The sequence below is a fragment of the Paracoccus sp. MKU1 genome, from assembly GCF_001447385.1.
Lineage (GTDB): Bacteria > Pseudomonadota > Alphaproteobacteria > Rhodobacterales > Rhodobacteraceae > Paracoccus.
In genome coordinates, this window is sequence record NZ_LLWQ01000192.1 from 22,608 (window position 1) to 46,283 (window position 23,676).

A 23,676-nucleotide genomic window follows, 5' to 3' on the forward strand; every position below is an offset into this window, starting at 1 on the left:
TGGTTGGTTGCGATTGTTGCCCGGCTTGTCCGGGTTCGTTCAGCGCATCACGAAAGGGTCGGGGATCGGATCGTCCGAGGTTCGCAGCCACACCGTCTTGACGGTCGTATAGTCCAGCGCTGCCGCCAGCCCGCCCTCGCGTCCATGCCCCGACAGCCCATGTCCCCCAAAGGGCGCGATGGGCGAGACTGCGCGATAGGTGTTGACCCAGACCACGCCGGCGCGGATGCCGCGGATCATCCGGTGCGCCCGCGTCAGGTCGCGGGTAAAGACGCCCGAAGCCAGGCCATAGGGCGTGCCGTTGGCGATGCGCAGCGCGTCTTCCTCGGTGTCGAAGCCGACGACGGAAAGCACCGGGCCGAACAGCTCTTGGGTTACGCAGGGCGCATCAGGCACGGCGCTGCAATCAAGGATCGTCGGCGGGTAATAGAAGCCCTCGCCCTCTGGCGACTGCCCGCCGGTGATCAGCCTGGCCCCGATGGTGACCGAGGCCGCGACGATGTCCTCGATCCGGGCGCGCTGGCGCAGGGTGCAAAGCGGCCCGACCTCGGTGGATATGTCGCCCGGGGCGCCGATGCGCACCGCCTCGGCCTTGGCCTGGAGCCGCGCCAGCATTTCGTCCTTGATGCCGTTCTGCACCAGCAGGCGCGAGCCGGCGACGCAGCTTTGACCCGTCGCGGCGAAGATGCCGGCGACCTGGGCATTGGCGGCGCTGTCCAGATCGGCGTCCTCGAAGACGATAAAGGGCGATTTGCCGCCCAGCTCCAGCGAGGTGCGGGACAGGTTCTCGGCCGAAGCGCGCACGATATGGCGCGCGGTTTCGGGCCCGCCGGTAAAGGCGATATGGGCCACCAGCGGATGGGTGGTCAGCGCCTTGCCGGCCTCGGGTCCGCCGGTCAGGATATTGACGACCCCCGGCGGAAAGCCTGCCTGCTGGACCAGCCGCGCGAATGCCAGCAGAGGCGCCGGGCCGTCCTCGCTTGCTTTCAGCACCACCGTGCAGCCGGCGGCCAGCGCCGGCCCCAGCTTGACCGCCGACAGGAACAGCTGACTGTTCCAGGGCACGATGGCGGCGACGACGCCGACGGGCTCACGCCGCAGCCAGACCTCCATGTCGGGCTTGTCGATGGGCAGGTGGGCGCCCTCGATCTTGTCCGCCAGACCGGCATAATAACGATAATACTCGGCCACATACGCGATCTGCGCGCTGGTCTCGCGGATGATTTTCCCCGTGTCCCGGGTTTCCAGCTCGGCAAGGCGCGGAGCCGCCTCGGCCACCAGATCGGCCAGCCGCAGCAACAGCTTGCCGCGCGCGCTGGCGGTCAGCCCCGCCCAGTCCGGCGCGTGAAAGGCGCGATGCGCCGCACGCACGGCGCGGTCCACATCCGCCGCGCTGGCATCTGGCATTCTGGCCCAGGGCGTGCCGGTGGCGGGGTCGATGCTGTCGAAGCTGCCCGCGCCGCTCTCGAAGGCGCCGTCGATATAATGCTGGAACCGTTCCATCACGCGAAGGCCGGCATGACGTCGCCAAGGAAGCGTTCCAGCGAAGCGCGCTTGCGCTCGAAGCTCATCCCGCTGTCGATCCAGAAGCTGAACTCGTCATAGCCAAGCGCCTCGTAGGATTTGATACGCTCGATGACCTCCGGCGCTTCGCCGACGATCTGGTTCTTGCGCATTGCCTCGGGCGAATAGAAGGGGTGCTTCGCGGCCTCGGCGGGGGTGATCGTCTCGATCAGGCCCATCGAAATCGGCTTCTCGTTTTTGAACCAGGCACCGAAATAGTTGTAGAACATGTTCAGCTCTTCGGCGCCGCGCTGCGCATCCTCCTCACTGTCGGCGACATAGGTATGGCGCAGGACCATGATCTTCGGGCGGGGCCGGCCGGAATGCTTCTCGCAGGCGGCGTTGAAACGCTCCATCAGGCTGACGACTTCCTCGTCGCCCTGATGCAGGGGCGTGACCTGGACGTTGCAGCCGTGCTCGACGGCAAACTCATGGCTGTTCGGATCGCGCGCCGCGACCCAGATCGGCGGATGCGGTTGCTGCACCGGCAAGGGCGAGGATGTGGTCCTGGGAAATTGCCAGAATTCGCCCTGATGTTCGTAATCGCCCTGCCAGAGCTTCTGGATCGCGGGGATCAACTCGCGCATCCGCTGGCCCGCGCCCCAGGCATCAAGCCCCGGCAACATCCGCTCATATTCGAAGCTGTAGGCGCCGCGCGCGATGCCCAGGTCCAGCCGCCCTCCGGTGATGAGATCGGTCATCGCTGCCTCGCCGGCCAGCCGGATCGGATGCCAGAAGGGCGCGATCACCGTCCCGGTTCCAAGACGGACGTTCTTGGTCTGCCGGGCGATGTCGACCAGGTTCAGAAACGGGTTCGGAGAGATGGTGAAGTTCATCCCGTGATGTTCGCCCGTCCAGATGGCATGCATTCCGCCTTCGTCGGCGATCCGGCAAAGCTCCAGCATCTCTTCGTAGAGCTTTTTCTGGTCCTCGTCGGGCGACACCCGTTCCATATGGATGAAGAGTGAGAATTTCATGCCCCTGCTCCCTGTTTATGCGTGACCTGGCCTTCGATATGCGATCCGAAATAGACGCCGTAATTGCCAAGCCGTGATTCCGCCGCCAGCCGATCCAGCATCGACCGGGTGGCTGGATCGCTGACGGATTTCAGATGATCCGATTCCAGCGGGACAAAGCGTCCCTGCCGCGCATCGGTCGAGGTCGCCGGGCAGCGGAAGGCGATGTGCTGGCGGCCGGGCGCCGCGCCGTCGTAGATGGCATAGATCTCGCCCGGCGCGGCGTCGGGGGCGATATCGCGTAAAAGCTGCGTCAAGGCGGCTTGCACGCCCTCGCGCCCGACCCGAGCTTCGGGCAGCGCCAGCCCGCCCTGTCCGTCCTCGACCAGCAGAACTTCACCCCAGGCCTCGACGATGGCGGCTATCATCACATCAGGGCCGGTCGGCAGTTGCGCAGCGGTCTGCGCAGGCGTGATATAGGCGCCGCGGTAATATCCCAGGCCGGGCTCTTGCGAGGCGGCGAAGCCTTTGATCTCGCCGATCAGGATGGCGTGATCGCCCGCTTCGACCAGTTGCGAAAGCCGGCAGTCGAACCAGGCCGAGACGCCCGCGAGCACCGGCGACCCTGCCGGGCCGGGCGACCACTCCACCGTAGCAAAGCGATCCTCGACCGGGCGGGCGAAAGTGCCCGAGACATCCTTCTGGCTTTCCGCCAGCACGTTGATCGCGAAATGGCCCGCATTCACGAAATGCCCGAAGTTGCGCGAGGTCTTGGCGATCGAAACCAGCAGGAGCGGGGGGTCCAGCGAAACCGAAGAAAAGGAGTTGGCGGTGAAACCCAGCGGTATGTCTTCCGACGTGGTGGTCACGACCGTCACACCCGTCATGAAGCAGCCGAAGGCGTCGCGCAGCGCGCGGGGATCGAACGGCGTCATATTGGTTTCGTCCCATCTGAGCCAGTTTGTCAGGGCATCGTTCACGATGTAGGGTGCCGTCATGTTCACCATATGGCGGTGCCCGGCGACGATCAGCGCACGGCCCAAGGGGATCGCATCGGCCATCTCGTGGCTCATCTGCGCGCTGGAGTTGCGGTCGCCGTCACCGGTCAGCACCAGCGTCGGGCAGGCGATTTCAGCCAGTCGGTCGGCATAGATCGTATCGCCCTCGGCAAAGGCGCGGTAAGCAGTGGCGTAACCCTGCGGGTCGATACCGTCCAGCCAGTGCGCCACCTTGTTGCGGATGGCGACCTGATTGGGGCCGAACCAGCGGATCAGCGGTGCTTCGTTGTCACCTTCGCCGCGGGCGATCTCGTCGGCGCGGGCCAGGACGGCGGCGCGAGCCTCGGGCGAGCGGCGATGGACCGCGTTGAGCAGTGCCAGGCGCCGGACCAGGTCGGGACGCTCGACCGCCAGGCCCGCCGAAACCAGCGCGCCCATGGAGTGGCCTGCAAGATTGACCGGCCCAAGTCCCAGCGCCTCGACCAGTCGCGCCGCCCAGGCGACGAAATCGGGCAGGCGTGCATCCACCGGCAGCGGGGACGAAGCGCCATGCCCCGGCATGTCCACCGCGATGACATGGTGATGCGCCGGCAGGGCGGCCATCTGCGGCTCCCAGGCCTCGGCACGCATGCCGACGCCATGGATCAGCAGCAAGGGCTCACCGCGACCGGCCTCGACCAACCGGACGGTGGCGCCGTCAGACAGCTGCAGGGTTCGAGACATCATGGCCCAGATCCTTCAGATCCTGATAGCGGTCTCCGATGCGGTGATGCGGGCGCCCGCCGATCGAGGCACCAAGCGCGACGACGATCTCGTCGGCGGCCGGGGCATCCGGGATCGCGAACTGGATCGTCAGATAATGCGAGCGGCGGCCCTCGTCGTTCTTGTCCATCAGCGGGATCATGATCGGGGCGTTCGCCGGGCCGCGGGTGTTGGTGAAGGCGAGATAGGATTTCGCCCCCACCGCGCTGCGGTAATGGTTGCCGAAGCGCAGCGTGTGGATCAGCGCGCTGGCATGCTCGACCTCGCCATCGAGGCCGACCACGGCGGCCTTGCCATAGGCTTCGACCTTGCCGCCGCCGCCGGCGGCCTCGATCACCATATCGGTCAGCAACTCGCCGAGGATGGGGGCGACGGCGTGGATTTCCGGCTTGAGGTCGTCGACATAACCGCGCCCCGCCCAAGGGTTCTTCAGCACGGCGGCGGCAGTGATCAGCTTCAAAGGCTGCGGCGCGGCGCGACCGCCTTCGATCAGCGTGGTCTCGATATTCAGCAAGGTCTTGCGGATTTCCGCTGTCATGGCAGCCCCCAGAGCGATTCGATGATCGGAAGATGGTATACCAACATGCCATATGTCAATATGAGATTGTATTGGCATTCCAGCTGCGCTAGTCTCGCACCATGACAAAGGAACAACCCGCCAGCCTGCGCATCGAGCATGTGCCCCAGACGCTTCGCGAGCTTGCGGTGGAGCGCTTGCGCGCCGCGATCATGTCTGGGCGCTTTCCGTCCGGTTACCGGCTCGTCGAACGGACGCTGGTCGATCAACTGGGCGTCTCGCGATCCGTCATCCGCGAGGCGATCCGCTATCTGGAGGCCGAGGGCCTAGTCGAGATCCAGCCCCGACAAGGGCCGATCGTTGCTACCCTCGACTGGGACAAGGCCCGGCAGATCTATGACATCCGCCTGCGGCTGGAGGCGGCGGCGGCGGCGGATTGCGCCAGGCTTCTCGACGCGTCTGCCCGTGCCGATCTGCAGGCCGCGCTTCAGCGCCTCAAGGAAGCCTTTCTATCCGACGATCCTCAGGTGCTCTATGATGCGACGACGCGGTTTTACGAGGTCATCTTCGTCACCGCCGGGCATCACATCGCCTGGGAGATCGTCCAGCGCCTCAACGGCCGCATTTCTCGACTTCGGGCGCTGACACTGGCCTCGACCGACCGGCATGTATCGGGGCAGGCCCGGATGCAGCGCATTGCCGAGGCCATTTTCGCGCAAGATCCGGACCGGGCAAGCGAAGCCGTGCGCGAACACCTGACCGAAGCCGCGGAAATCGCAAGCAAGCTGCTGCATGCGGCCAATGAGGGCGCTCGAAGGACGGGGCAATGAGCGCATATTGGATCGCCCATGTGACTGTTCACGATCCGGCGGCCTATGCCGGGTATCAGGCGCTGGCGCCTGCGGCTTTCGCGAAGTTCGGTGCAGAGTTCCTGGTCCGAGGCGGCGCATCCGAGACCTTGGAAGGTCCCGTCCTCCAGCGCCATGTCGTGATCCGGTTTCCCGATCTGGCCCGTGCCCGCGACTGCTTTTACTCTCGGGAATATCAGGAAGCACGTGCTTGCCGCGATGGCGCATGCGAAGCGCATGTCGTGATCGTGGAAGGCGCTTCAGACCCGTCGTCCTGATGCGGGTTGGCTTGGAAGCCGGTGAATGACCAAGTGAGAAGGGATAGCGCGATGGCCGAAGATCAGGAACTGTTCGACAAGGGCCTGCCGATCCGGCGCGAGGTGTTGGGCGCGGACTATGTCGACAGTTCGATGCAGCGGGCGGACGACTTCATGATGTCGTTTCAGCGGGCGACCACGGCTTGGGCCTGGGGCTGGGCCTGGGGCGATCCGACCCTGGACCGCAAGACGCGCAGCCTGCTGAACCTCGCTATGCTGACCGCGCTTGGCCGCACCCCTGAGATAAAGTTGCATGTGCGGGGTGCGCTGAACAACGGCGTCACCGTGGACGAGATCCGCGCAACGTTGCTGCACGCCACGGCCTATTGCGGCATCCCGGCCGGCCTTGACGCGTTCAAGGCGGCACATGAGATCCTGGTTGCCGAAGCGGCCCTTCCCAAGCCGGATGCAGGCGAGTAGTATGCTGCTTCATCTTGCTTCCCGCCGGCAGCTGAGTATCTCGCCAGTTCCTGTGGATTGATAAAGAATAATGACTCTGCTCTTCCTTCCTTTGGTGTGTTTATTTTTGATTGTTGGCGATGGGTTTGGCGCCCGGGCAGTATCGTCGCGTCAAGGTAGGTGTTGACGAAGTCCGAGAAGGCGCGCTCATGATCGAAGGAAGCACGATGGGGTTGCGCCTAAGCGTACAGGCGAATGCATGATCTTTCATTGATACAAAGTCGACATCTCTTTGGTTGCAGCCTTTTTCAATGCCATTTGCAGCACCGCCCTGTTGGTGATCTGCGACCGACTGATCCAAAGGATGGTCAAACGCAAGGGTGCCGCTGCTCGGGCCATGCGCGGGTCGTCACCGGTAATCCCCGATTGGCGTACCGCGGTAAGGCCCTTTTCGGCTTGAACACATGGAGATCCATTCAGTTCAGGCCAAGTCGCGGTATCATTCGTCCGTGTGGTATTTCGCCACCGTGAAGGTGCCGTTGAGACCAACGGCTTGAACTTGGCCAGCGCCGTTGCATTCCACGCTTCGCCCCTGATGCTGCTGTCGTCGGAATGATCTGTGCCCGATCTGCGGTATCGAGTCAGGGCCTCAGGCCGCGGACTCCGCCGGCTTAAGAAGCGCCAGCCGTAGGTGTGCAGGCGCCGATTCGACCTGTCAGCGATTACCAGGCTTGCCTCGCCGGTGTTGATAGTCCGAGCAATAGGCACCGACTGGTGCCAGCTTGTGGTCCTCCCAGAGGGATCCGAGCATTCGCTGTGCTCGGGCAAACAAGAGGATGTGATCAACCTCTGCCGCAGATCTCGAAAAATCATATGCACACAAGCAATTTTTCTTGACTGACCTCGGGTGCCACTTTTATTTGTACACTAACAAATATGGAGTGAACCTGATGACTGTTGACGACGTTCTGGATATCGCCGTAATCGGTGCGGGGCTTGGAGGTGCGGCGGCAGCGGCGCTGTTAGAGGACGCGGGCTTTACCGTCCACGTCTTTGAACAGGCGCCAGCCTTCACCCGGCTCGGGGCAGGCATCCATATCGGCCCCAATGTGATGAAGATCTTTCGCCGGATCGGCCTCGAGGATCGGCTGAGCGGCATCGGCGCTCACCCTGACCACTGGTTCTCGCGCGACGGCAAGACGGGTGCCTATCTGTCGCGGATTCCGCTGGGTGAATATGCGGTCAGGGAGTACGGCGCGCCTTATATCACCATTCATCGCGGCGACCTTCACGCCGAACAGATCCGCGCCCTGCCACAGGACCGGCTGCATTACGACCACCGCCTGACCGACATTCGCGAGGAGGAAGACCATGTCGTCATGCAATTTGCCAATGGCGCGACGGTTCGGACACGGTTGGTCATCGGCGCAGATGGCGTGAACTCGCTGATCCGGGAAAAATTGCTTGGTCCGGAGAAGCCGCGCTACAGCGGTTGGATCGGGCACCGGGCGCTGCTGAACATGGACAAGCTGCGCGCCTCGGGGTTGGAATTCGAGCTTTGCGTCAAGTGGTGGTGGGAGCAGTCGCGCCATATCATGGCCTATGCGACCAAGGCCAATGCCACCGAATATTACTATGTCACCGGCGTCCCGGTTGACAGCTGGGAGCATGAAGCCGGCTTTGTCGACAGTTCGCGCGAAGAGATGGACGCGATCTTTGGAAGCTCGCATCCGGTCGTCAATGCGCTGATCGATGCGACCGAGACGGTCACGAAATGGCCGTTCTGGAACCGCGATCCGCTGAACCTCTGGAGCCAGGGCCGCATGGTCTTGTTGGGCGACGCCTGCCATCCGATGCGCCCCCACATGGCGCAGGGGGCCTGCATGGCGATCGAGGATGCGGCCGTGCTGGCGCGCTGCCTTTCCGAGATGGGGCGGGAAAGCTATCGCGACGCCTTCAAGCTTTACGAGACAACGCGGCGCGACCGGGCGACCAGGGTGCAGACCATCTCGAACGCCAATACCTGGCTGAAGCAGCCCGAGGATCCGGCCTGGGTCTATGCCTATGACGCCACCACGGCCTCGCTGGGCTAGCGATTCCCTGGGCGGTGGCACCGTTGCCGCCGCCCGACCCAAAGTTAGATGTATGCAAACAAGATCGAACTTGCCTATGCTGGCCGCCGCAGCCGGCCGCGCGGTGCCAGCTGCTTGACGTTCCGGGATGAAGCCGGAATATCGAGAGCAGGAAAGGAAGGCATGGCATGGATGAGGCGCGCCTCACGCTTGCAGAGCAGGGCTATGATCTCGATCGCCAGATCGGCTTCGTATTGCGCAAGGCCTATCAGCGGCATTCGCAGATATTTTTCGAGCTGATCGGAGAGGATCTGACTGCGACCCAGTTCTCTATCCTGTTCCGGCTGCTGGAACAGGATGCCCCGATCTCGCAAAATGCACTGGGGCGCATGGTGGCGATGGATGCGGCCACAACCAAAGGCGTCATCACGCGTCTTTTGCAGCGCGAACTGGTGTCGATGCGCAAGGACGAGGTGGACCGCCGTCGCTATCTGATCGAGATTACCCCGGCCGGCCGCGCGCTGGTGACGCGCCTGATGCCGCGGATGAAGCGCATCACCCAGGAGACGTTGGCGCCCCTGTCCGCCGATGAAGCCGGCGAACTGCTCCGCCTGCTGTCCAGGATCACCTGACGCGGCGTCGGCATGAAGACTCCCGACCCTTCGGCCATCAAGGCCTATGATCCGGCCGCGCATCCGGCCCAACTTGTGCGCCGCGTACACCAGCGGGCGGCACAGCTGTTCACGCAGGCGGTGCAAGTACGTAACCTGTCGGTGCCGCAGTTCGTGGCGCTGGTCACCCTGCTGAAGCACGGCCCGATGATGTTGAGCCAGCTTGGCCGGCTGACCTCGATAGACCCGGCGACCATGACCGTCGTCGTGCGCAAGCTGGTCAAGGACGGGCTGGTGATCAAGACCACCAGCGAGACCGACCAGCGCGTCAGCGTGATCTGTCTGACCGAATGCGGCGAAACCTGCGCCCGCACGCATATCCCGGTCTCGATCAACGCGGGCGAATCACTTCTCGCTCCGCTGACCGAGGATGAACGCCGTCAATTCCTGGCCTTGCTGCGCAAGATTCTGACAGCAGACGACTGAGATGCCCGACCAAAGTCTGGCCAAGGGACGCAAAAAAGCTTCGTAGTCAAAATTCTCTTGACGGATGCGGCGGAATGCAAAAATAATTCGTCTACAAACAATCTGCCAGCACAGGGCAAGCCAAAGGGAGAATGGCATGACGACTCTGGTCCGCAACGCGTGGTATGTCGCCGCCTGGTCGAGCGAGATCGACGACAAGCTTCGCCGCTTCGAGATCCTGGGAGAGCCGGTATTGCTGTATCGGCGGACAGACGGCGAGATCGCCGCGCTGCATGATCGCTGTCCCCACCGCCTGCTGCCGTTGTCCAAAGGCAAGCGCATCGGGGACGAAGTGCAATGCGGCTATCACGGGCTGCGCTTTGGGCCGGATGGCAAATGCACCCGGGTTCCTGGGCAGGACAAGATCCCCCCTTCAGCCTTCGTCGATGCCTATCCGGTCGAGGAGCGCAACGATATCGTCTGGATCTGGATGGGCGATGCGGATCGCGCCGACCCCGCTACCATCTTCACCCTGCCGCAATTCGACGACCCGTCCTGGCACGCCCATCAGGGCGGCGCGCTGCACATCCGCTCGAACTATCTGAACGTCGCCGAAAACCTGGTCGATCCGGCGCATGTCAGCTTTGTCCATCCGACCACGCTCGGCAATTCGGCATCCGAGAACGTGCCGGTCCATGTCGCGACCGAAGGCGAGGCCATTGTCGCGTGGCGCTGGATTCGCGATGCCGAGCCCATTGGCTTCTTCAAGGCTTTCGGCGGCTTCACCGGCAACGTGGACCGCTGGCACTATTATTATCTTTACACCCCCTGCACAGCGGTGATCGACTTCGGCTCGGCTCCGGCCGAGATGCAGATCCCCGAGGAGGAGCGTGACCGTGGCAATCGGGTCTTTGCCCTGCATTTCATGACCCCTGTCAACGAGAACTATACCATCGACCGCTGGATGCACCTGCGCAACACCGCCATCGAAACCGAGGAGGCCTCGGAGAGGATCGACCAGATGTTCCAGATCGCCTTTGGCGAGGACAAGGACATCCTCGAGGCGGTTCACGCCGAGGAAAACCGTCCGCAGCGGCGGCGGCCGATCCGTATCGCCATCGATCGTGGCCCGATGGTCTATCGCAAGCGCGTTGCCGAAATGCTGGAACGCGAACGCACCCATGATGTCTCGGCGGCCGGGAACGGCGCCTATGTCTATCACGACTGACATCCTTTGACCGTCTTCCCGGCCTTTCCGGCGGCCCCGTGCCCGGCCGGAAAGGCGCCAGCCAGCAAGCCCGATCAGGGAGGAATACCTATGTCTTATGAAAGCCTGGCCGCAAGCGCCGCCCGCTCGGCCGAGATCGAGCTGGAGGTCGTCGAGCGGGTGCAGCAAAGCCGGAACGTCGTCTCGCTGACCCTGAGGCCGACCGATCCGACGGGCTTCGTGCCTTTCCGCGCGGGGCAGCACCTGGCCTTCCGGCTGGGCCTTCCGCAGCGGTCGGTCGCGACCTATACGATCTCGTCCTCACCCCGGGACCGCGGCCGCTATCGCATCAGCGTGAAGCACGAGCCACAGGGCCAGGGAGGATCGGACTATTTCCATAGCAAGGCGCAGGTCGGCACAAGGTTGCGCGCCTTGGCGCCGCGGGGCAGCTTCGTCCTGGCCGAGGACAACCGCCCCGTCATCCTTCTGAGTGGCGGCATCGGCATCACCCCGGCGCTATCGATGCTGCATGAATTGGCGCAGGGCGCCCCCCGGCCGGTCTATTTCATCCATGCCTGCAGCGATGCCAGCGAGCACAACTTCCAGCAGGAAGTGGCCGGGATCGCCCGCGGGCGGCCCTGGATCCGCATCCTGACCGCCTATGCCGCCGGAAGCGCGGATGACCTCGCCCACGGGAACTGCCAACACCTCGGCATTCTGGATCGTGACATGCTGCGCGGCTGGCTGCCCTTGGACGATTACCGGGTCTACATGTGCGGTCCTGGCGGGTTCATGGACGCGATGCGCGCAGCCCTGACCGGGCTTGGATTGGCGGACAGCGACATCCGGCAGGAATCTTTCGGCAGTCCGCTGCCTGCCAACTCGGCGCAGGTCCGGCCGACAGCAGAGCAGTCGGGCGTCGAGGTGCGCTTCGGCCGCACAGGACTGGATTCGACCTGGAATGGTGCGGCGAATCTGCTGGAATTCGCCGAGGCGCAGGGCCTTTCGCCCGATTTCAGTTGCCGGGCGGGGGTTTGCGGCAGTTGCCAATGCGGATTGCTGAACGGCGAGGTCGAATATGACGAAGAACCGCTCGACCCGCTGCCCCCGGGCCAGATCCTGCTCTGCTGCTCGCGCCCGAAAGGGCCGATCGAACTGGACCTGTGACCGGCCCCGGCGCAGCGCCGGAGCCGCCTGACCGATCCGCCCGGATGACCGCCCGACAGGGCGGGCCCTGCGCGCGATCCCCCAAAGCAAGAAGCGGACCCGGCAGAGGTCCGACGCCCGGAGGCGGCGGTTTCCTTGGAAAACCCTTGCCTGCGCCCGCCCGACAGAGTTGATTTCCAACAGGGAGGCATGAAAATGTCCCACCACCACCCAATGACAGGCGACAACGCCGACCCGCAGACGCCCTGGCGCATGACGCCGTTGCGCGTTGCCGTAATCATGGTCTGCTTTCTTCTCAATGCCATCGACGGCATGGACATCGTGATCATGTCCTATATCGCCCCGGTGTTGCGCCAGGAATGGCAACTCAGCCCCGAGGCGCTGGGGGTCGTCTTCAGCGCCTCGCTGGCGGGAATGGCGGCCGGGGGGCTGCTGGTCGCCCCCCTGGCCGACCGACTGGGCCGCCGGCCGGTCATCCTGTGCGTGCTGGCCGTCATCACGCTGTCGATGCTGGCGTCAAGTCAGGCTCGCAACATAACCGAACTGGCCATTCTGCGCGGCGTCATCGGCGTCTCGGTCGGCGCGTTCCTGGCCTGCGTGGCCGCCATCGCCGCCGATTTCGCGCCGGCGGGCAAGAAGGCATTGTTCGTCGCCATCGCCGTGTCGGGCTATCCTTTCGGCGCGGTCATGACCGGTCTTAGCTCTGCGCATTTCATGCATCTTTACGGCTGGCACGGGATGCTGATCGGCGCGAGCATCGTCTCGGCCATCGCCTTTCCGATCGTGCTGCTGGTGCTGCCCGAGTCCATCGACTTCCTCAAATCGGCCCAGCCCCGCGACGCGCTGCCCCGGCTGAACCGGATCCTGCAACGCCTCGGCGAGCCTGTACTGAAGGCTCTGCCGCCCAAGCCGCAAAAGACCGAAAGGGCCTCGGTCGCTGCGCTGCTGGCCCAAGGGCGCACCATCCCGACGCTTGCGCTCTGGACCTCGATCATTCTGGTCTTCATGACCTTCTATTTCCTGGTGTCCTGGATCACGCAGCTGTCCGTCCAGGCCGGCCTGCCGCTGGAAAGCGCGATCTATGCCGGGGCCGTGTTCAATCTGGGCGGCTTTTTCGGCACGCTTTCCATCGGCTTTCTCGGGCTGCGCTATGGCTTGCAGAAGGTCACCTTCCTGGCGCTGTGCATGGGAGCGGTTGTGGTTGCCGTCTTCGGATGGGTCAACACCTCGCTGGTACTGACGCTGGTGCTGGCCTTTTGCGCCGGATTCCTGACCAATGGCGGCTTCAACGGCTTCTATGGCCTGTCGGCGGTGCTCTATCCGGTCGAGATCCGCTCGACAGGGATCGGTTGGGCCATGGGTGTCGGTCGGCTTGGCGCGGTCGCCGGGCCGCTGGCGGGCGGCATCCTGATCGGCATGGGGTTGGAAACGCCCGTGCTGATGATGGTCTTTGCCGTGCCGCTGGTTCTGTCCGGCCTAGGCGCGCTCTGGGTCCGCGAACGCGGCCGCGCCGGCGTGATCGGGACCGCTACCTCGGTCGCGGTCCCAGTGAAATGACCTGACCCGGCAGGATCCGGCAAAGCGTAACGGGGGCGACGGCGGTCGGCCCCGTTTTCCGTTCGCGCCGGCCGGGGTCTCGCGGGATGCCCGCATGAAAACGGCGAGGGCTTTCACCCCCGCCGCTTACATTTTCTTGCGTGATGCTCGGGCTACAGCGTCTCCAGCCAGCGCATGATATCGTCGCTGTCAGTCACATCGGCGTATTTCTGCTGCATGTCGTAAAGGTTCGCCTCGTGCGGAGCTGCGGCGCGGTCGGCGCAGCAGTCGCGCGGCACCAGCACGTTGAATCCGGACTGCACGGCATCGACCACCGTCGCGCGGACGCAGCCCGAGGTGGTCGTGCCGCAGACTACCACCGTGTCGGTCCGCGCCCCCACCAGGAGCCCGCCAAGCGCGCTGCCGAAGAAGGCCGAGGCGCCCTTCTTGACCACCAGCGCGTCATCCGGCTGCTTGCCCGTCGCCTCGTCGATCTGAACCAGCCGGCTGCCCGCCATGAAGGCCGACATGCCCGTGGCCTTTTTCAGCCAGGGTGTCTTGTCCAGTTGGCCGGGCGTATAGGCTATAGCCGTATAGATGACCGGAAACCCCTTGGCGCGGGCCAGGTCGGTCAGCTTGCGGGTCGCCGCGATCTCGGCCGACATGTCGGCCGCCGTCGGATATTGCGGATCGGTGAAGCCATAGGTGAAATCCACCACGACAATGGCCGGGCGGGTGCCCCGCTCGATCGCGCCGCCGAAACCGGCGGCCTCATAGACCTGTTGCTGAGACATGTTCTGTTCCTTGGAAAGAGAGAAAGGGGCAGCCCATGACCAGGCTGCCCACGACCGGATCAAGCGCGGTTCAGCTGGATATCCTTCACGGCGATGTCGCCGTCGATCACGATCGCCTCGTCGTCGAGAAACAGCGAGCAGTCGCGCATCGGGATGTCTAGGTGGCAATTCGTGTCGTTCGGTCCGCCCAGTTCGTTGTTCGGGCCGGTAGAGAACATGACGTTGCCATAGAAGCTGCGCGGCTCCATGCCCATGCCGCCCTCGAAGGTGCCGGGCACGAAGTTGTGCCATTTCGCATTCGGATTCATCCCCCAGCCGACATGGCTCATGCCGTAGCCGCGCTTGTCGTTGAAGCTTTCCATGTAGGACTTGACGATCTGCGCCTCGAGCCCGCCGCGGATGTCGGTGATCCAACCCTTCTCGATGGTATAAGTGATCGGTTCGCGCACCATCAGGTTCTGCGGCAGCAGGATGTCGCCCGGCGCCACGACAATGGTGCCATCGACCCCGTCGTCGTCACCGCCCGTGAACACGAAGCCCGAGGGCCAATGGTCCCAGCGGCCGGGCGTGTCGGTGCAGGCATATTCCGGCACGGTCGGATAGGTGTTCAGCTTGTAGGTCACATCCGTGCCATGGGCCGAGGTGATGCGCATCACCTTGGCGCGGTCGAGGATGCCGGCCGCGATCTCGACCTTCTCGCGCAGTTCGGGATAGGGCAGCATCCGCGCCAGCAGCTCGGGCGGCTCAACGGCGGTCAGGATGCGGGTGCCGGCGGCCTGGATGGCGAATTGCTCGGGGCTGAACAGCAAAAAGATGCAGTCGATCAGCATGTCGCAATTCTTCAGCGCCTCGACCGCCTCGGGCATGGCGGCAAGGCCGGTCTGGCCCACCGCCCAGCCATCTGTCGGCAGCGGCGCGGGCAGGCGCATGTGATACATGTTGGCACCCAGACGCTGGCCGGCGGCCATGAAGGCGTCGGCATAGTCCAGCCGCTCGGTGCCCTGCGTCAGAACGATCAGGCGCTCGTCCTTGCGCACGCCCGACATCTTCAACTGATGCAGGCAGATCTCGGTGAAACTCGTATGGTCCATGTCAGTCTTCCTGTTGGGGGTTATGCCTGGAAATCCATGGTGGCGGCGAGGAAACCCTCGAGGTCGTCCCAGGGGATCATGTGGCCCGCACCCTCGACGATGCGGGTTTCCAGATGCGGCACCAGCGCCTGGAACTCGGCCAGGTCCTCGGGGCCGATCACCGGGGCGGCGCCGGCCTTGACCAGCCGCACTGGCAGCTTCAGATGTGGCAGGTCGGCGTGGATGTCGTCGGTGTGAAAGCCGTCATAGGCGGTCTTGATCGCCGTATACTGGCAGGTGTGCAGCCATTCGGCGCGCAGCGCGACCTGCTCGTCGGTCCAGGTCGGGCAGAACCGGCGCATATCCTCGGGCGAGCAGCCCCATTGCGCCATGCGGATCGAATCGCCATACCACGGCCAGGCGCTGGGATAGGCGCGCCGTCCCGGCCCGCTGACCGGCGGGTCCAGCAGGATCAGACCCGCGAAGGGGGCCGGGTTCTTGCGCGCTGCGCGGATCGCAGTGCGGGCGCCCATGGAATGGCCCATCAGGATCGGCTTGTTCAGCCCGCAGGCCGCGACCAGCGCGATGGCGTCGTCGGCCATCGCGTCCAGCGAGTAATCTAGGTCGCCAGCCTCGCTGAGTCCCCTGCCCCGCACGTCGAGGACGTGGACATTGTAACGCTCGGCCAGACGCTCGGCGACAAACCCCCAGGTGATCGCGGGCGAGGTGATGCCGGGGATCAGCAGCAGGTCGGGCCCCGGCCCCGGGTAGTGCAGGAGGTGATGGCGGATGCCGTTGGCGTGGACGTTGTAGCCATGGGTCATGGCAGCCTCCTCAGTAAGCGCCCGAGAGCAGCGCACCGCCGCCCGGCACCCGGGTCGGCAGGTCCAGAGCGCGCAGCATCGACCAGGTGGTGGCGATGGCGGCGGTCAGCACCGGCCTGCCCGCCTGCGCCTCGACCACGGAAACGGCGGGCAGCGAGGGCATCTGCACGCAGGCCGAAAGCACGATCACGTCCGCATCGGCGGTATCCATGCCGGCGACGATGCCGGGCAGATTCATCGGGTCATGCGCGGCGACGGCCAGGTTGTCCTGAATCTCCAGCGCGCGGTAATCGACGACCTCGAAGCCCTCGTTGCGGATGTAATCGACGACCAGCTCGGTCAGGGGTTTCATGTAGGGGGTGACGACCGCGACCTTCTTGGCGCCAAGCGCCTTCAGCCCCGCGATCAGCGCCCCGGCCGAGTTCACCACGGCGCCGTCGCTGCCATTGTCGCGCACGACCTTGGTCAGCCGCTCCTGCGAGGCGGCGTGATAGCCCAGGCCCATCGACATGATCGCGACCAGACAGGCATAGCCCATCACGTCGACCTTGGCGTCCGAAAGCTCTAGCGCGCAGCGGTCGCTGTCGGCGTCCATGCGCGACAGCTCGTCCTTCGTCACATGCTTCATCCGCATGCGCGAGGAATGAAAGGTGAAACGCTCGGGCGCGATCATCTCGCGTGCTTTCAGAAGCGCCGGAATCTCGGTCTCCATGGTGATGTTCGAACTTGGAACGATCTGGCCGATGCGGATGGGGGTCATGGGTCTGCTCCGGTTGGGAAGGGGTCGAGCCGCAGCATAATTCTACGACTGAATAATTCAACAAGAATTATTCAGTCGTAGAATTTTTGTCGATGATCAGGGGATCGGTGCCTCCAGCCCGGCGCTCAGGAAGGCGACCAGATGGTCCAGCATCGGCACCTTGCCCATGTCGTAAAGCTGGCCGTCGGTCATGTCGCCCAGCCGTCCCAGGTCGTTCAGCATGAACAGATAGGTGCCGACGAGGAAGGCCATGCGGATCGAGATCACCTCGCGCGGGATGGCGGGCAGCGCCTGTTCCAGCGCCTGAATGTAGCGCTTGAGCGAGGCGTCATAGACCTCGCGTCGCAGCTGCAGGGCATATTCCTCGGGCTCTGCGTGAAGGCGGGCTTGCAGGCGGACGAAGGCTGCACCATTGGGATCCGAGTATTTCATGTCCCATTGCGGCGTTAGATAAGCCCGGACGATTTCGGGAACCGTCGGGTTTTCGTCCTTCTCCAGAAGCTGGTCCAGCAGCACATGCCGGCGGCCCGACAGCGCCCCGCCACGGCGGCGGAACACCTCTTGGAACAAGGCCTCCTTGCTGCCGAAGTAATAGCGGATCAGGGCCTGGTTGACCCCCGCGTCGGCGGCCATGTCGCGCAACGACGCGCCCGAGAATCCATGTTCGGCAAAGTGGAGCTCTGCGCTATCGAGTATCTGATCCCGCAAATCCATCCCTTCGCGAGGGCGTCCCGGCTTGCGTCGCTCTGCCACTGTTCTGTCCACCTGCGGTTTCCATTTCGGTTAAGGTGACATGCCGAAGGGGTGATCTCAAGGCGGGTGGGGATTTATTATTATCCTGAAGAAATATTCTCCAGCCCGGATCGACGCGGTCTTCGACATTGAGCACGGCATCAATGGACAGCTGCCGAACGAGAGGTGGCCAGGCACCAGTTGTCCCAACCTCCGGTCGAGGCATTGCGCGACTGATACGCCCTGAGCGCGAGCGAGTGTCGAAGGACAATCCGGTCGCCAAGGCGAGCGGCGACATGCCCAAGGCGGAACACCGGATCGCCTTCTGGCTCTTCGACGGCGGCAGCATTTGCGGCGGCAGCATTTGCTTGACAAACGATGCAGCCGAATAGCACCTTCGGCGTGTAGCTCTTGATCGGAAATCCCGGCTCTTCGCCGGTTCCTTGCGGGCAACGACAACGCTGCCTTCATGTATTCCCTGATCGTTACCGCCAAGATGGACGTTGTCGATCTTCAATCATAGCTGGCGATATCTTGGCCGGCTGCCGGAAGCCCACATCCAAGGTGCCGGGCCCTACTGTCGTGGAATTGGAAGCCTTCGAGCTTCGCCGAGCCGCTTGGCCGCGGCCCTGACTGCGGCGCCCGCTGGATAAGTTACCGATGTTCTTCAGCCGCACGATCTCATTATGGTTGAATTAGACTGCCCTTCGTCCACGAGACTGACACAGTAATGTCGGGAGGGTGCTAACGTCCTGATTGCAGATCAAGTAGAAAAGAGCGTCCGATGCCAGATGTCGCTGACTATCCGGGCTGCATCGGCTACAGGCAGAATCGGCTCCGAAGCCTTTGGATGTGCATACCAGACATAGGCCGATTGTTCGGTCATCGAGGCAAGCGCCTCCAGCGTAAGACGCACGGGTAGTCCGCTGCTTTCCGCTCGACCATGGTCGCGCTGCAATGCTGTTGTTACGCGAACAATATGGCGCTCGCGCATGTACCACCACATGGCGGTGTAGCGTTCGTCAACCATCGTGGCTTCGATAAACGCGCGCATGACCTTCCGGTGCTCGGCATAATGCGCGAGGTAGCCGACGTTTGATGCCAGTATTGCACCATAGGGATCAGCTTTGAAGGTTCCCGGCCCAGCAGATCGGCTTGCGGCGTAAAGCTGGTTATGAATGCCGTGGATGATCGCAAGGAAAACGTCATCCTTGTTGTCGAAGTAGCGGTAAAGCGCGCCCATTGACAGGCCGGCCCTGTCAGCAAGATCGCTCATCCTCATCGAGACATATCCCGATTCGCCGAATACGGCGCGGCCTGCCTCAAGAATGCGCGCCAACGTCGCCTTTCCCTTAGCGGTCGTTGGGCTGGGCAGCTTCGGTTCTGGTGCATTACTCAGCATTATCAACACCTTTCGCCACTTTAAAAAAAGTGACATCACTATTGCTTTTTTCTTGGTTCCGATCATACTCAACCAGTATCAAAAGAACAACCGCCCATAGCGGAACAGTCAACTGCAGGGATGATGTCCATGGCACCACAGATTGCCAGGGGGGCTGCGCAAGCGCCTTCCGGGAAAGAGAAAGTATTGCTGGGCGATATCGAGGTCGCGTTTCGCCACGCAGGAACCGGCCCGGCCGTCGTCTTCGTTCACGGTTTGGCAGAGGACGGGAGGAGTTGGGACGAGATCATCGCTCGCCTCCCCCCTGGGCTTGCGGCTTTCGTTCCCGATCTCCGTGGGCACGGTGGAACGACGGCAGGAGAGGGAGTTGGCACCACCGCGCAGCTCGCTTCGGATCTGACTGCATTTCTGGATGCGATCACGGGCCCGGCCATTTGCGTGGGTTTTTCGCTGGGCGGTGTGATCGTCCTCGCGGCCGCGTTGCAGCGACCAGATCTGGTTCGCAAGGCCGTCGTGATCGGGACCTCCAGTAAGGTTGGCAGGGCTGCTGCGTCCTTCTTCAAGGAACGCATTTCGCAACTTCAGTCCGATCCTGCTGCGTTCCATGAAGGGCTGGCCGCCGATACCGCCGCGCAGATTTTCCATAAACGCGACGGAATTGCCGGAATCGCCGCGCGGCGCATCGCGGCGGTGGGCGATGGAGCGGGCTATGTGAATGCGGCAAAGGCCATGGTGGCCTTGGCCGATGATCCGCTGACAGATCGGCTGTCCGATATCCGTGTGCCGGTTCATATCATCCATGGCGTTGAAGACGTGTTCTGTCCGCAGAAGGCTGCGGACATCCTGCGGGAGGCGATGCCGCAAGCATCCTATGCAGAAATTCCGGGAGCGGGCCATCTGCTGGCGGTGGATCAGCCCGATCTTCTTGCTTTGGAAATCAACAGCACATTGACCACTCTTAGTTTTTCGGGAGAAACAGAATGAGTGACATTAAAACCGCCATCGTGACTGCTGCTGCTGGTGCAGGGATCGGAGCGGCCATCGCACGACAACTGGCTGCCGACGGCATGCGTGTCATCATCACCGACCTGCATGAAGGGCGGATGGTCAAGCTGTCGGAGGAGCTGTCGCGGGTCGTAGGAACGGAATGCCCCTGGTATCGGCTGGATGTCAGCGATCACGCTGCAGTTGAGGATGTGTTCAATCAGGTCGCCGGCCGCTATGGACGCATCGATGTTCTGGTTAACAATGCCGGTTGGTCCAAGATCGAGCCGGTGGCCGAAATGTCGCTAGAGACCTGGCAGAAATGCATCGACATCGACTTGACCGGCACGTTCAGCTGCATCCGTCATGCCCTGCCGCACATGATCGCGGCCAATTCCGGGTCGATCGTCAATATCTCTTCCATCTCGGGCTGGGAAATGACGACCGAACACGGCGCGGCCTATTCGGCAGCCAAGGCGGGGGTCATGGCGCTGACCCGTGTCGCGGCGGCAGAAAACGGCAAGCACGGCATCCGCGTCAACGCAATCGCACCCGGCCTGATCTATAACGACTTCCTGCGGCGCATTTACCCGGACGATTTCTTTGACGGCTACCTGGCGAAGAAGGCGTTCCTCGACCGTCTTGGCCAGCCCGAAGATGTCGCCCACTTGGTTTCCTTCTTGGTCAGCGAAAAGGCCGGCTATGTGACCGGAGAGGTTTATGGGGTCAGCGGCGGAGTGCATCCGCATGCTTGATCGCCCCCAGCCGCTGGTTCAGGCTTTTGCCTCGGCAACAAGCCTGATCGCTGATTTTCGTAGCCGCAGGCTGTCCCCGTCGGAGGTAGTCAAGACCGCGCTGGACCGTGTGCAGGATTGTGACGAAACGCTGGGTGCCATGGTGTTGACCTTGGACGCATTGGCGCGCGAACAGGCCCGTACAGCCGATGAGAACTGGCGCGACGGAGAGGCTCGGCCCTTGGCCGGTGTGCCGGTATCGATCAAGGATACCTTTGACATTGCCGGCAGCGTGACCACGCGTGGCTCGCGCGTGTTCGGTCGCAACCTTGCTCTTGAGGACAGCGGGGTGGTGCGGCGGCTGCGTGCCGCCGGCGCGGTGTTCATCGGCAAGACGAATACTGCCGAGTTCGGTCAGTCTGCGACCAGCGAAAACCGGCTTTCCCTGGTTACCCGTAACCCTTGGGACACGGCCACCACGCCCGGCGGCTCCAGCGGCGGTGCGGCGGTGACGGTGGCGGCGGGCTATGTGCCGCTGGCCCTCGGGGCGGATGGGGGCGGCTCGATCCGTATCCCTGCCGCAATGAGCGGGGTGTTCGGCTTCAAGCCCTCCTATGGTCTTTGCCGTGACGAGGGCGGCTTTCGCGGGATGAGCGATTTTTGCTGCGCGGGCCCCCTGACCAACGATGTCGCCGACGCACGCCTGTTTCTCTCGGTCCTGGCGGAACGGGACTTTGCCCGGGCTGCAAAGCGACGCATCTACCGGATTGGCTATTGTCCCACGACCGATGATCGTCCGGTGCATCCAGGCATCAGCGCGGCGGTAGCGCATGTTGCGCGGCTGCTGGTCGAACTGGGCCACGAGGTGGAAGAGATCAGGCTGGATCTGAAAGGCTGGGATGAGGCATTCGGGCCATTGGTCCTTGCCGAAGAATGGCGCGAACGGGGCCATCTACTGGACTATTGCTGCGAGGAGCTGACGGATTACGAGGTAGCAAGCCTCGTGGCCGCAGGAAAGCTCGTGCCTGAACAGGTAGACCGGGCCCGCGCCCAGCATGGGCGGTATCAGGCTCGCATCGCGTCCTTGTTCGAACGGTTCGACATGTTGCTGCTGCCCACCACTGCTTCGCCTGCCTTCCCCATCGGCGAACGGCCCGAAGAAATCGACGGTCAGCCGGTCGGGCGCCTATGGGGGGCTTTCCCCTTTACCTCGCCCTTTAACGTGGCGGGAACGCCAGCGGCCGCGTTGCCTTGTGGGCTTGCGGAAGGTCGCCCGGTTTCAGCGCAGCTCGTCGCGGCATTTGGCCAGGACGCGGCCCTTCTGGATCTGTCCCAGGAGATTGAGGAGGCGCTGAATTTCCGCGCCACCATCAACGCGCAGGCGAACCGGGAAAGGACTGGCGATGTCTGAGTTGGTCATGCAAACGCCAACGCCGGAGGTGCGGGTCCTGACCATGGCACGATCCGCGAGACGCAATGCGCTGTCACGCAGCCTGATAAGCGAACTGTGTCACGCTATCCAACAGGCCGAGACGGATGGCATCCGCGCATTGGTCGTTGCCGGTGAAGGGCCGAGCTTTTCGGCGGGCGCGGATTTCAGCGGCTTGGAGGGCGACGGTTCGGATCAGGACTACGACGACGAAATGTCGCGCTTGACGGGGGCGCTTGAGGAAAGCCCTCTGATTTCAGTTGCTGCGGTGCAGGGAGCCTGCATTGGGGCGGGGCTTGATCTTGCGCTGGCCTGTGATTTTCGCGTCGCCGCGTCGGATGCAGTTTTTGCTTTGCCGGCGGTCAAGATGGGCATCCTGTATAACCCGCAACGTTTGGCTCAGATCCTGCCCAAGTTTAGCCATGCGGCGGCGATGCGTTTGCTGCTGCTGGCCGACAAGCTGGATCAGACCGAGGCCCTGGCCGCTGGAGTCGCGACCCATCCGGCGCAAAGCGGTCAAGCATTGACCATGGCTACCGATCTGGCTTCGCGAGCGGCCAGGCTGCCGCCTCTGGCCCAAAGGACCAGCAAGGCGTTCGTCAAGGCATTTCATCGTCCGGATTTCGCTGCGGAGGACTGGCAGGCCCGCAGGACCGAACTGCTGACATCCGACGAACGCCGCACCGCCCTGCGACTTGCAAGGAAACCAAAGACATGACTCGACCGACCGATTTTCACCAACTGATCGGCTATGACCTTGGCGAATTTGAGGTTCGCTGGACTGAACGCGATGCGATCCTTTACGCGCTGGCTTGTGGTGCCAAGGCGGATGACTTGGACTTGGTCTACGAGCGCGACCTGCGTCCGCTGCCTGGAATGTTCGCGGCACTTGGGCTGTGGGCCGTGGAACGCTGCGGCGACCTTGGAGTCTATGACCGCAAGAAATCGCTGCATGTCACGCAAGAGGTGGTCGTTCACGCGCCGGTCGCCCGCAGTGCGGCCGTTCGCACACATGGGTTGGTGAAATCCGTAACGGACAAGGGAAAGGCGACGATTGTCGAGATCGCAGTTAGCAGCCCTGTCTTCGACGCGAGCTATTCGATCTTCCTGCCCGGAATCGGGAACTGGGGCGGCCCGCCGGCCGCTGCCGCAAAAGCAGGCGACATCCCTGGACTGGCCGCTGTCGGACAATATCAGACCAGCCCAGAACAGGCCGTGCTTTACCGGTTGACCGGGGATCTGCACCCAGTTCATGTCGATCCAGCTGTGGCCAAGGGTTATGGCTTCGACCGACCCATCCTGCATGGGCTTTGCACCTTGGGGATCGCATTGCGCATGTTGGGACCGACCTTCGGTCGCCATCCTGCTGATCTTGCCAAGGCTACCGCCAAGCTTAGCGCGCCGGTCCTACCCGGCGATCTGTTGACCTTGCGGGCCGCGCCGCTGACCGAGGGCTTTGCCTTTGACATGATGGCAAACGACCGTCCGGTCCTGAAGGACGGCTTCGCGGCCTTCACGCAGTAATAGAA

General features: G+C 63.3%; 24 protein-coding genes and 1 pseudogene. 15 read left to right on the forward strand and 10 right to left on the reverse strand.

Annotated features, from left to right (window positions below; translation table 11 throughout):
* Positions 1-39: 39 nt before the first annotated feature.
* The 4 genes from AQY21_RS16035 to AQY21_RS16050 are packed head-to-tail and all read right to left on the reverse strand — an operon-like array spanning position 40 to position 4,817.
* A complete protein-coding gene (locus AQY21_RS16035; protein ID WP_058098651.1) occupies positions 40-1,503 on the reverse strand; it encodes an aldehyde dehydrogenase in 1,464 nt (487 codons plus the stop codon).
* Positions 1,503-2,540 (reverse strand): LLM class flavin-dependent oxidoreductase, encoded by a 1,038-nt coding sequence (locus AQY21_RS16040; protein ID WP_058098619.1) that lies wholly within the window; start codon positions 2,538-2,540, stop codon positions 1,503-1,505. Before AQY21_RS16040 ends, AQY21_RS16035 begins: the two co-directional genes overlap by 1 nt.
* Positions 2,537-4,240: an alpha/beta fold hydrolase gene (locus tag AQY21_RS16045; protein WP_238986806.1), complete on the reverse strand. Its 1,704-nt coding sequence runs from the start codon at positions 4,238-4,240 to the stop codon at positions 2,537-2,539. The genes AQY21_RS16040 and AQY21_RS16045 overlap by 4 nt, the downstream gene beginning before the upstream one ends.
* A complete protein-coding gene (locus AQY21_RS16050; RefSeq protein ID WP_058098621.1) occupies positions 4,215-4,817 on the reverse strand; it encodes an amino acid synthesis family protein in 603 nt (200 codons plus the stop codon). Before AQY21_RS16050 ends, AQY21_RS16045 begins: the two co-directional genes overlap by 26 nt.
* 101 nt (positions 4,818-4,918) lie before the next feature.
* Between AQY21_RS16050 and AQY21_RS16055 the strand changes: the two genes are divergently transcribed.
* The 9 genes from AQY21_RS16055 (at position 4,919) to AQY21_RS16095 (ending at position 13,439) form a co-directional block, all read left to right on the forward strand.
* Complete coding sequence (locus AQY21_RS16055) at positions 4,919-5,626, forward strand: GntR family transcriptional regulator (protein ID WP_058098622.1); 708 nt, start codon at positions 4,919-4,921, stop codon at positions 5,624-5,626.
* On the forward strand, positions 5,623-5,922 hold the full coding sequence (locus AQY21_RS16060; RefSeq protein ID WP_058098623.1) for a DUF1330 domain-containing protein: 300 nt from the start codon (positions 5,623-5,625) through the stop codon (positions 5,920-5,922). The genes AQY21_RS16055 and AQY21_RS16060 overlap by 4 nt, the downstream gene beginning before the upstream one ends.
* Positions 5,923-5,973: 51 nt before the next feature.
* A complete protein-coding gene (locus AQY21_RS16065; RefSeq protein WP_058098624.1) occupies positions 5,974-6,381 on the forward strand; it encodes a carboxymuconolactone decarboxylase family protein in 408 nt (135 codons plus the stop codon).
* A 929-nt stretch (positions 6,382-7,310) separates the two neighbouring features.
* A complete protein-coding gene (locus AQY21_RS16070; protein WP_058098625.1) occupies positions 7,311-8,453 on the forward strand; it encodes an FAD-dependent monooxygenase in 1,143 nt (380 codons plus the stop codon).
* Positions 8,454-8,620: 167 nt separating this feature from the next.
* Positions 8,621-9,064, forward strand: a complete 444-nt coding sequence (locus tag AQY21_RS16075) for a MarR family winged helix-turn-helix transcriptional regulator (RefSeq protein WP_058098626.1) — start codon at positions 8,621-8,623, stop codon at positions 9,062-9,064.
* Positions 9,065-9,076: 12 nt separating this feature from the next.
* On the forward strand, positions 9,077-9,529 hold the full coding sequence (locus AQY21_RS16080; RefSeq protein WP_058098627.1) for a MarR family winged helix-turn-helix transcriptional regulator: 453 nt from the start codon (positions 9,077-9,079) through the stop codon (positions 9,527-9,529).
* A 136-nt stretch (positions 9,530-9,665) separates the two neighbouring features.
* Positions 9,666-10,736 carry an aromatic ring-hydroxylating dioxygenase subunit alpha gene (locus AQY21_RS16085; protein ID WP_058098628.1) on the forward strand — a complete coding sequence of 357 codons (1,071 nt, stop codon included), beginning with the start codon at positions 9,666-9,668 and terminating at the stop codon, positions 10,734-10,736.
* A gap of 90 nt (positions 10,737-10,826) precedes the next feature.
* The gene (locus AQY21_RS16090) at positions 10,827-11,882 is read left to right on the forward strand and encodes a 2Fe-2S iron-sulfur cluster-binding protein (RefSeq protein WP_058098629.1); all 1,056 of its coding nucleotides are present in this window, start codon (positions 10,827-10,829) and stop codon (positions 11,880-11,882) included.
* A 195-nt stretch (positions 11,883-12,077) separates the two neighbouring features.
* Complete coding sequence (locus AQY21_RS16095) at positions 12,078-13,439, forward strand: MFS transporter (protein ID WP_161906040.1); 1,362 nt, start codon at positions 12,078-12,080, stop codon at positions 13,437-13,439.
* A gap of 152 nt (positions 13,440-13,591) precedes the next feature.
* Here AQY21_RS16095 and AQY21_RS16100 read toward each other — a convergent pair whose 3' ends face one another.
* From AQY21_RS16100 to AQY21_RS16120, 5 genes are all read right to left on the reverse strand, one after another.
* Positions 13,592-14,212 carry an isochorismatase family protein gene (locus AQY21_RS16100; protein ID WP_058098631.1) on the reverse strand — a complete coding sequence of 207 codons (621 nt, stop codon included), beginning with the start codon at positions 14,210-14,212 and terminating at the stop codon, positions 13,592-13,594.
* Positions 14,213-14,271: 59 nt separating this feature from the next.
* Positions 14,272-15,303, reverse strand: coding sequence for a hypothetical protein (locus AQY21_RS16105; protein WP_058098632.1), 1,032 nt, complete (start codon positions 15,301-15,303; stop codon positions 14,272-14,274).
* A gap of 20 nt (positions 15,304-15,323) precedes the next feature.
* On the reverse strand, positions 15,324-16,106 hold the full coding sequence (locus AQY21_RS16110; RefSeq protein WP_058098633.1) for an alpha/beta fold hydrolase: 783 nt from the start codon (positions 16,104-16,106) through the stop codon (positions 15,324-15,326).
* A 10-nt stretch (positions 16,107-16,116) separates the two neighbouring features.
* A complete protein-coding gene (locus tag AQY21_RS16115; RefSeq protein WP_152988258.1) occupies positions 16,117-16,818 on the reverse strand; it encodes an Asp/Glu racemase in 702 nt (233 codons plus the stop codon).
* A 144-nt stretch (positions 16,819-16,962) separates the two neighbouring features.
* On the reverse strand, positions 16,963-17,580 hold the full coding sequence (locus tag AQY21_RS16120; RefSeq protein ID WP_082658148.1) for a TetR/AcrR family transcriptional regulator: 618 nt from the start codon (positions 17,578-17,580) through the stop codon (positions 16,963-16,965).
* Between the two features lie 142 nt (positions 17,581-17,722).
* On the opposite strand from AQY21_RS16120, the pseudogene AQY21_RS29850 reads away from it, so the two are divergent.
* Positions 17,723-18,231: pseudogene (locus AQY21_RS29850) on the forward strand (transposase); the annotation flags it as partial.
* Between the two features lie 130 nt (positions 18,232-18,361).
* On the opposite strand, the gene AQY21_RS16125 reads toward AQY21_RS29850, so the two are convergent.
* The gene (locus AQY21_RS16125) at positions 18,362-19,066 is read right to left on the reverse strand and encodes a TetR/AcrR family transcriptional regulator (protein WP_082658149.1); all 705 of its coding nucleotides are present in this window, start codon (positions 19,064-19,066) and stop codon (positions 18,362-18,364) included.
* Positions 19,067-19,129: 63 nt separating this feature from the next.
* Here AQY21_RS16125 and AQY21_RS16130 point away from each other — a divergent pair, with 63 nt between their 5' ends.
* Genes AQY21_RS16130 through AQY21_RS16150 form a run of 5 tightly spaced genes read left to right on the forward strand, consistent with a single transcriptional unit; the run spans position 19,130 to position 23,671 of the window.
* Positions 19,130-19,984: an alpha/beta fold hydrolase gene (locus AQY21_RS16130; protein WP_065169951.1), complete on the forward strand. Its 855-nt coding sequence runs from the start codon at positions 19,130-19,132 to the stop codon at positions 19,982-19,984.
* Positions 19,981-20,739: an SDR family NAD(P)-dependent oxidoreductase gene (locus tag AQY21_RS16135; protein ID WP_065169949.1), complete on the forward strand. Its 759-nt coding sequence runs from the start codon at positions 19,981-19,983 to the stop codon at positions 20,737-20,739. The genes AQY21_RS16130 and AQY21_RS16135 overlap by 4 nt, the downstream gene beginning before the upstream one ends.
* Positions 20,732-22,129 (forward strand): amidase, encoded by a 1,398-nt coding sequence (locus tag AQY21_RS16140; RefSeq protein WP_058098652.1) that lies wholly within the window; start codon positions 20,732-20,734, stop codon positions 22,127-22,129. The genes AQY21_RS16135 and AQY21_RS16140 overlap by 8 nt, the downstream gene beginning before the upstream one ends.
* On the forward strand, positions 22,122-22,865 hold the full coding sequence (locus tag AQY21_RS16145; RefSeq protein WP_058098638.1) for an enoyl-CoA hydratase/isomerase family protein: 744 nt from the start codon (positions 22,122-22,124) through the stop codon (positions 22,863-22,865). The genes AQY21_RS16140 and AQY21_RS16145 overlap by 8 nt, the downstream gene beginning before the upstream one ends.
* Positions 22,862-23,671, forward strand: a complete 810-nt coding sequence (locus AQY21_RS16150; RefSeq protein WP_058098639.1) for a MaoC/PaaZ C-terminal domain-containing protein — start codon at positions 22,862-22,864, stop codon at positions 23,669-23,671. The genes AQY21_RS16145 and AQY21_RS16150 overlap by 4 nt, the downstream gene beginning before the upstream one ends.
* Positions 23,672-23,676: the final 5 nt, after the last annotated feature.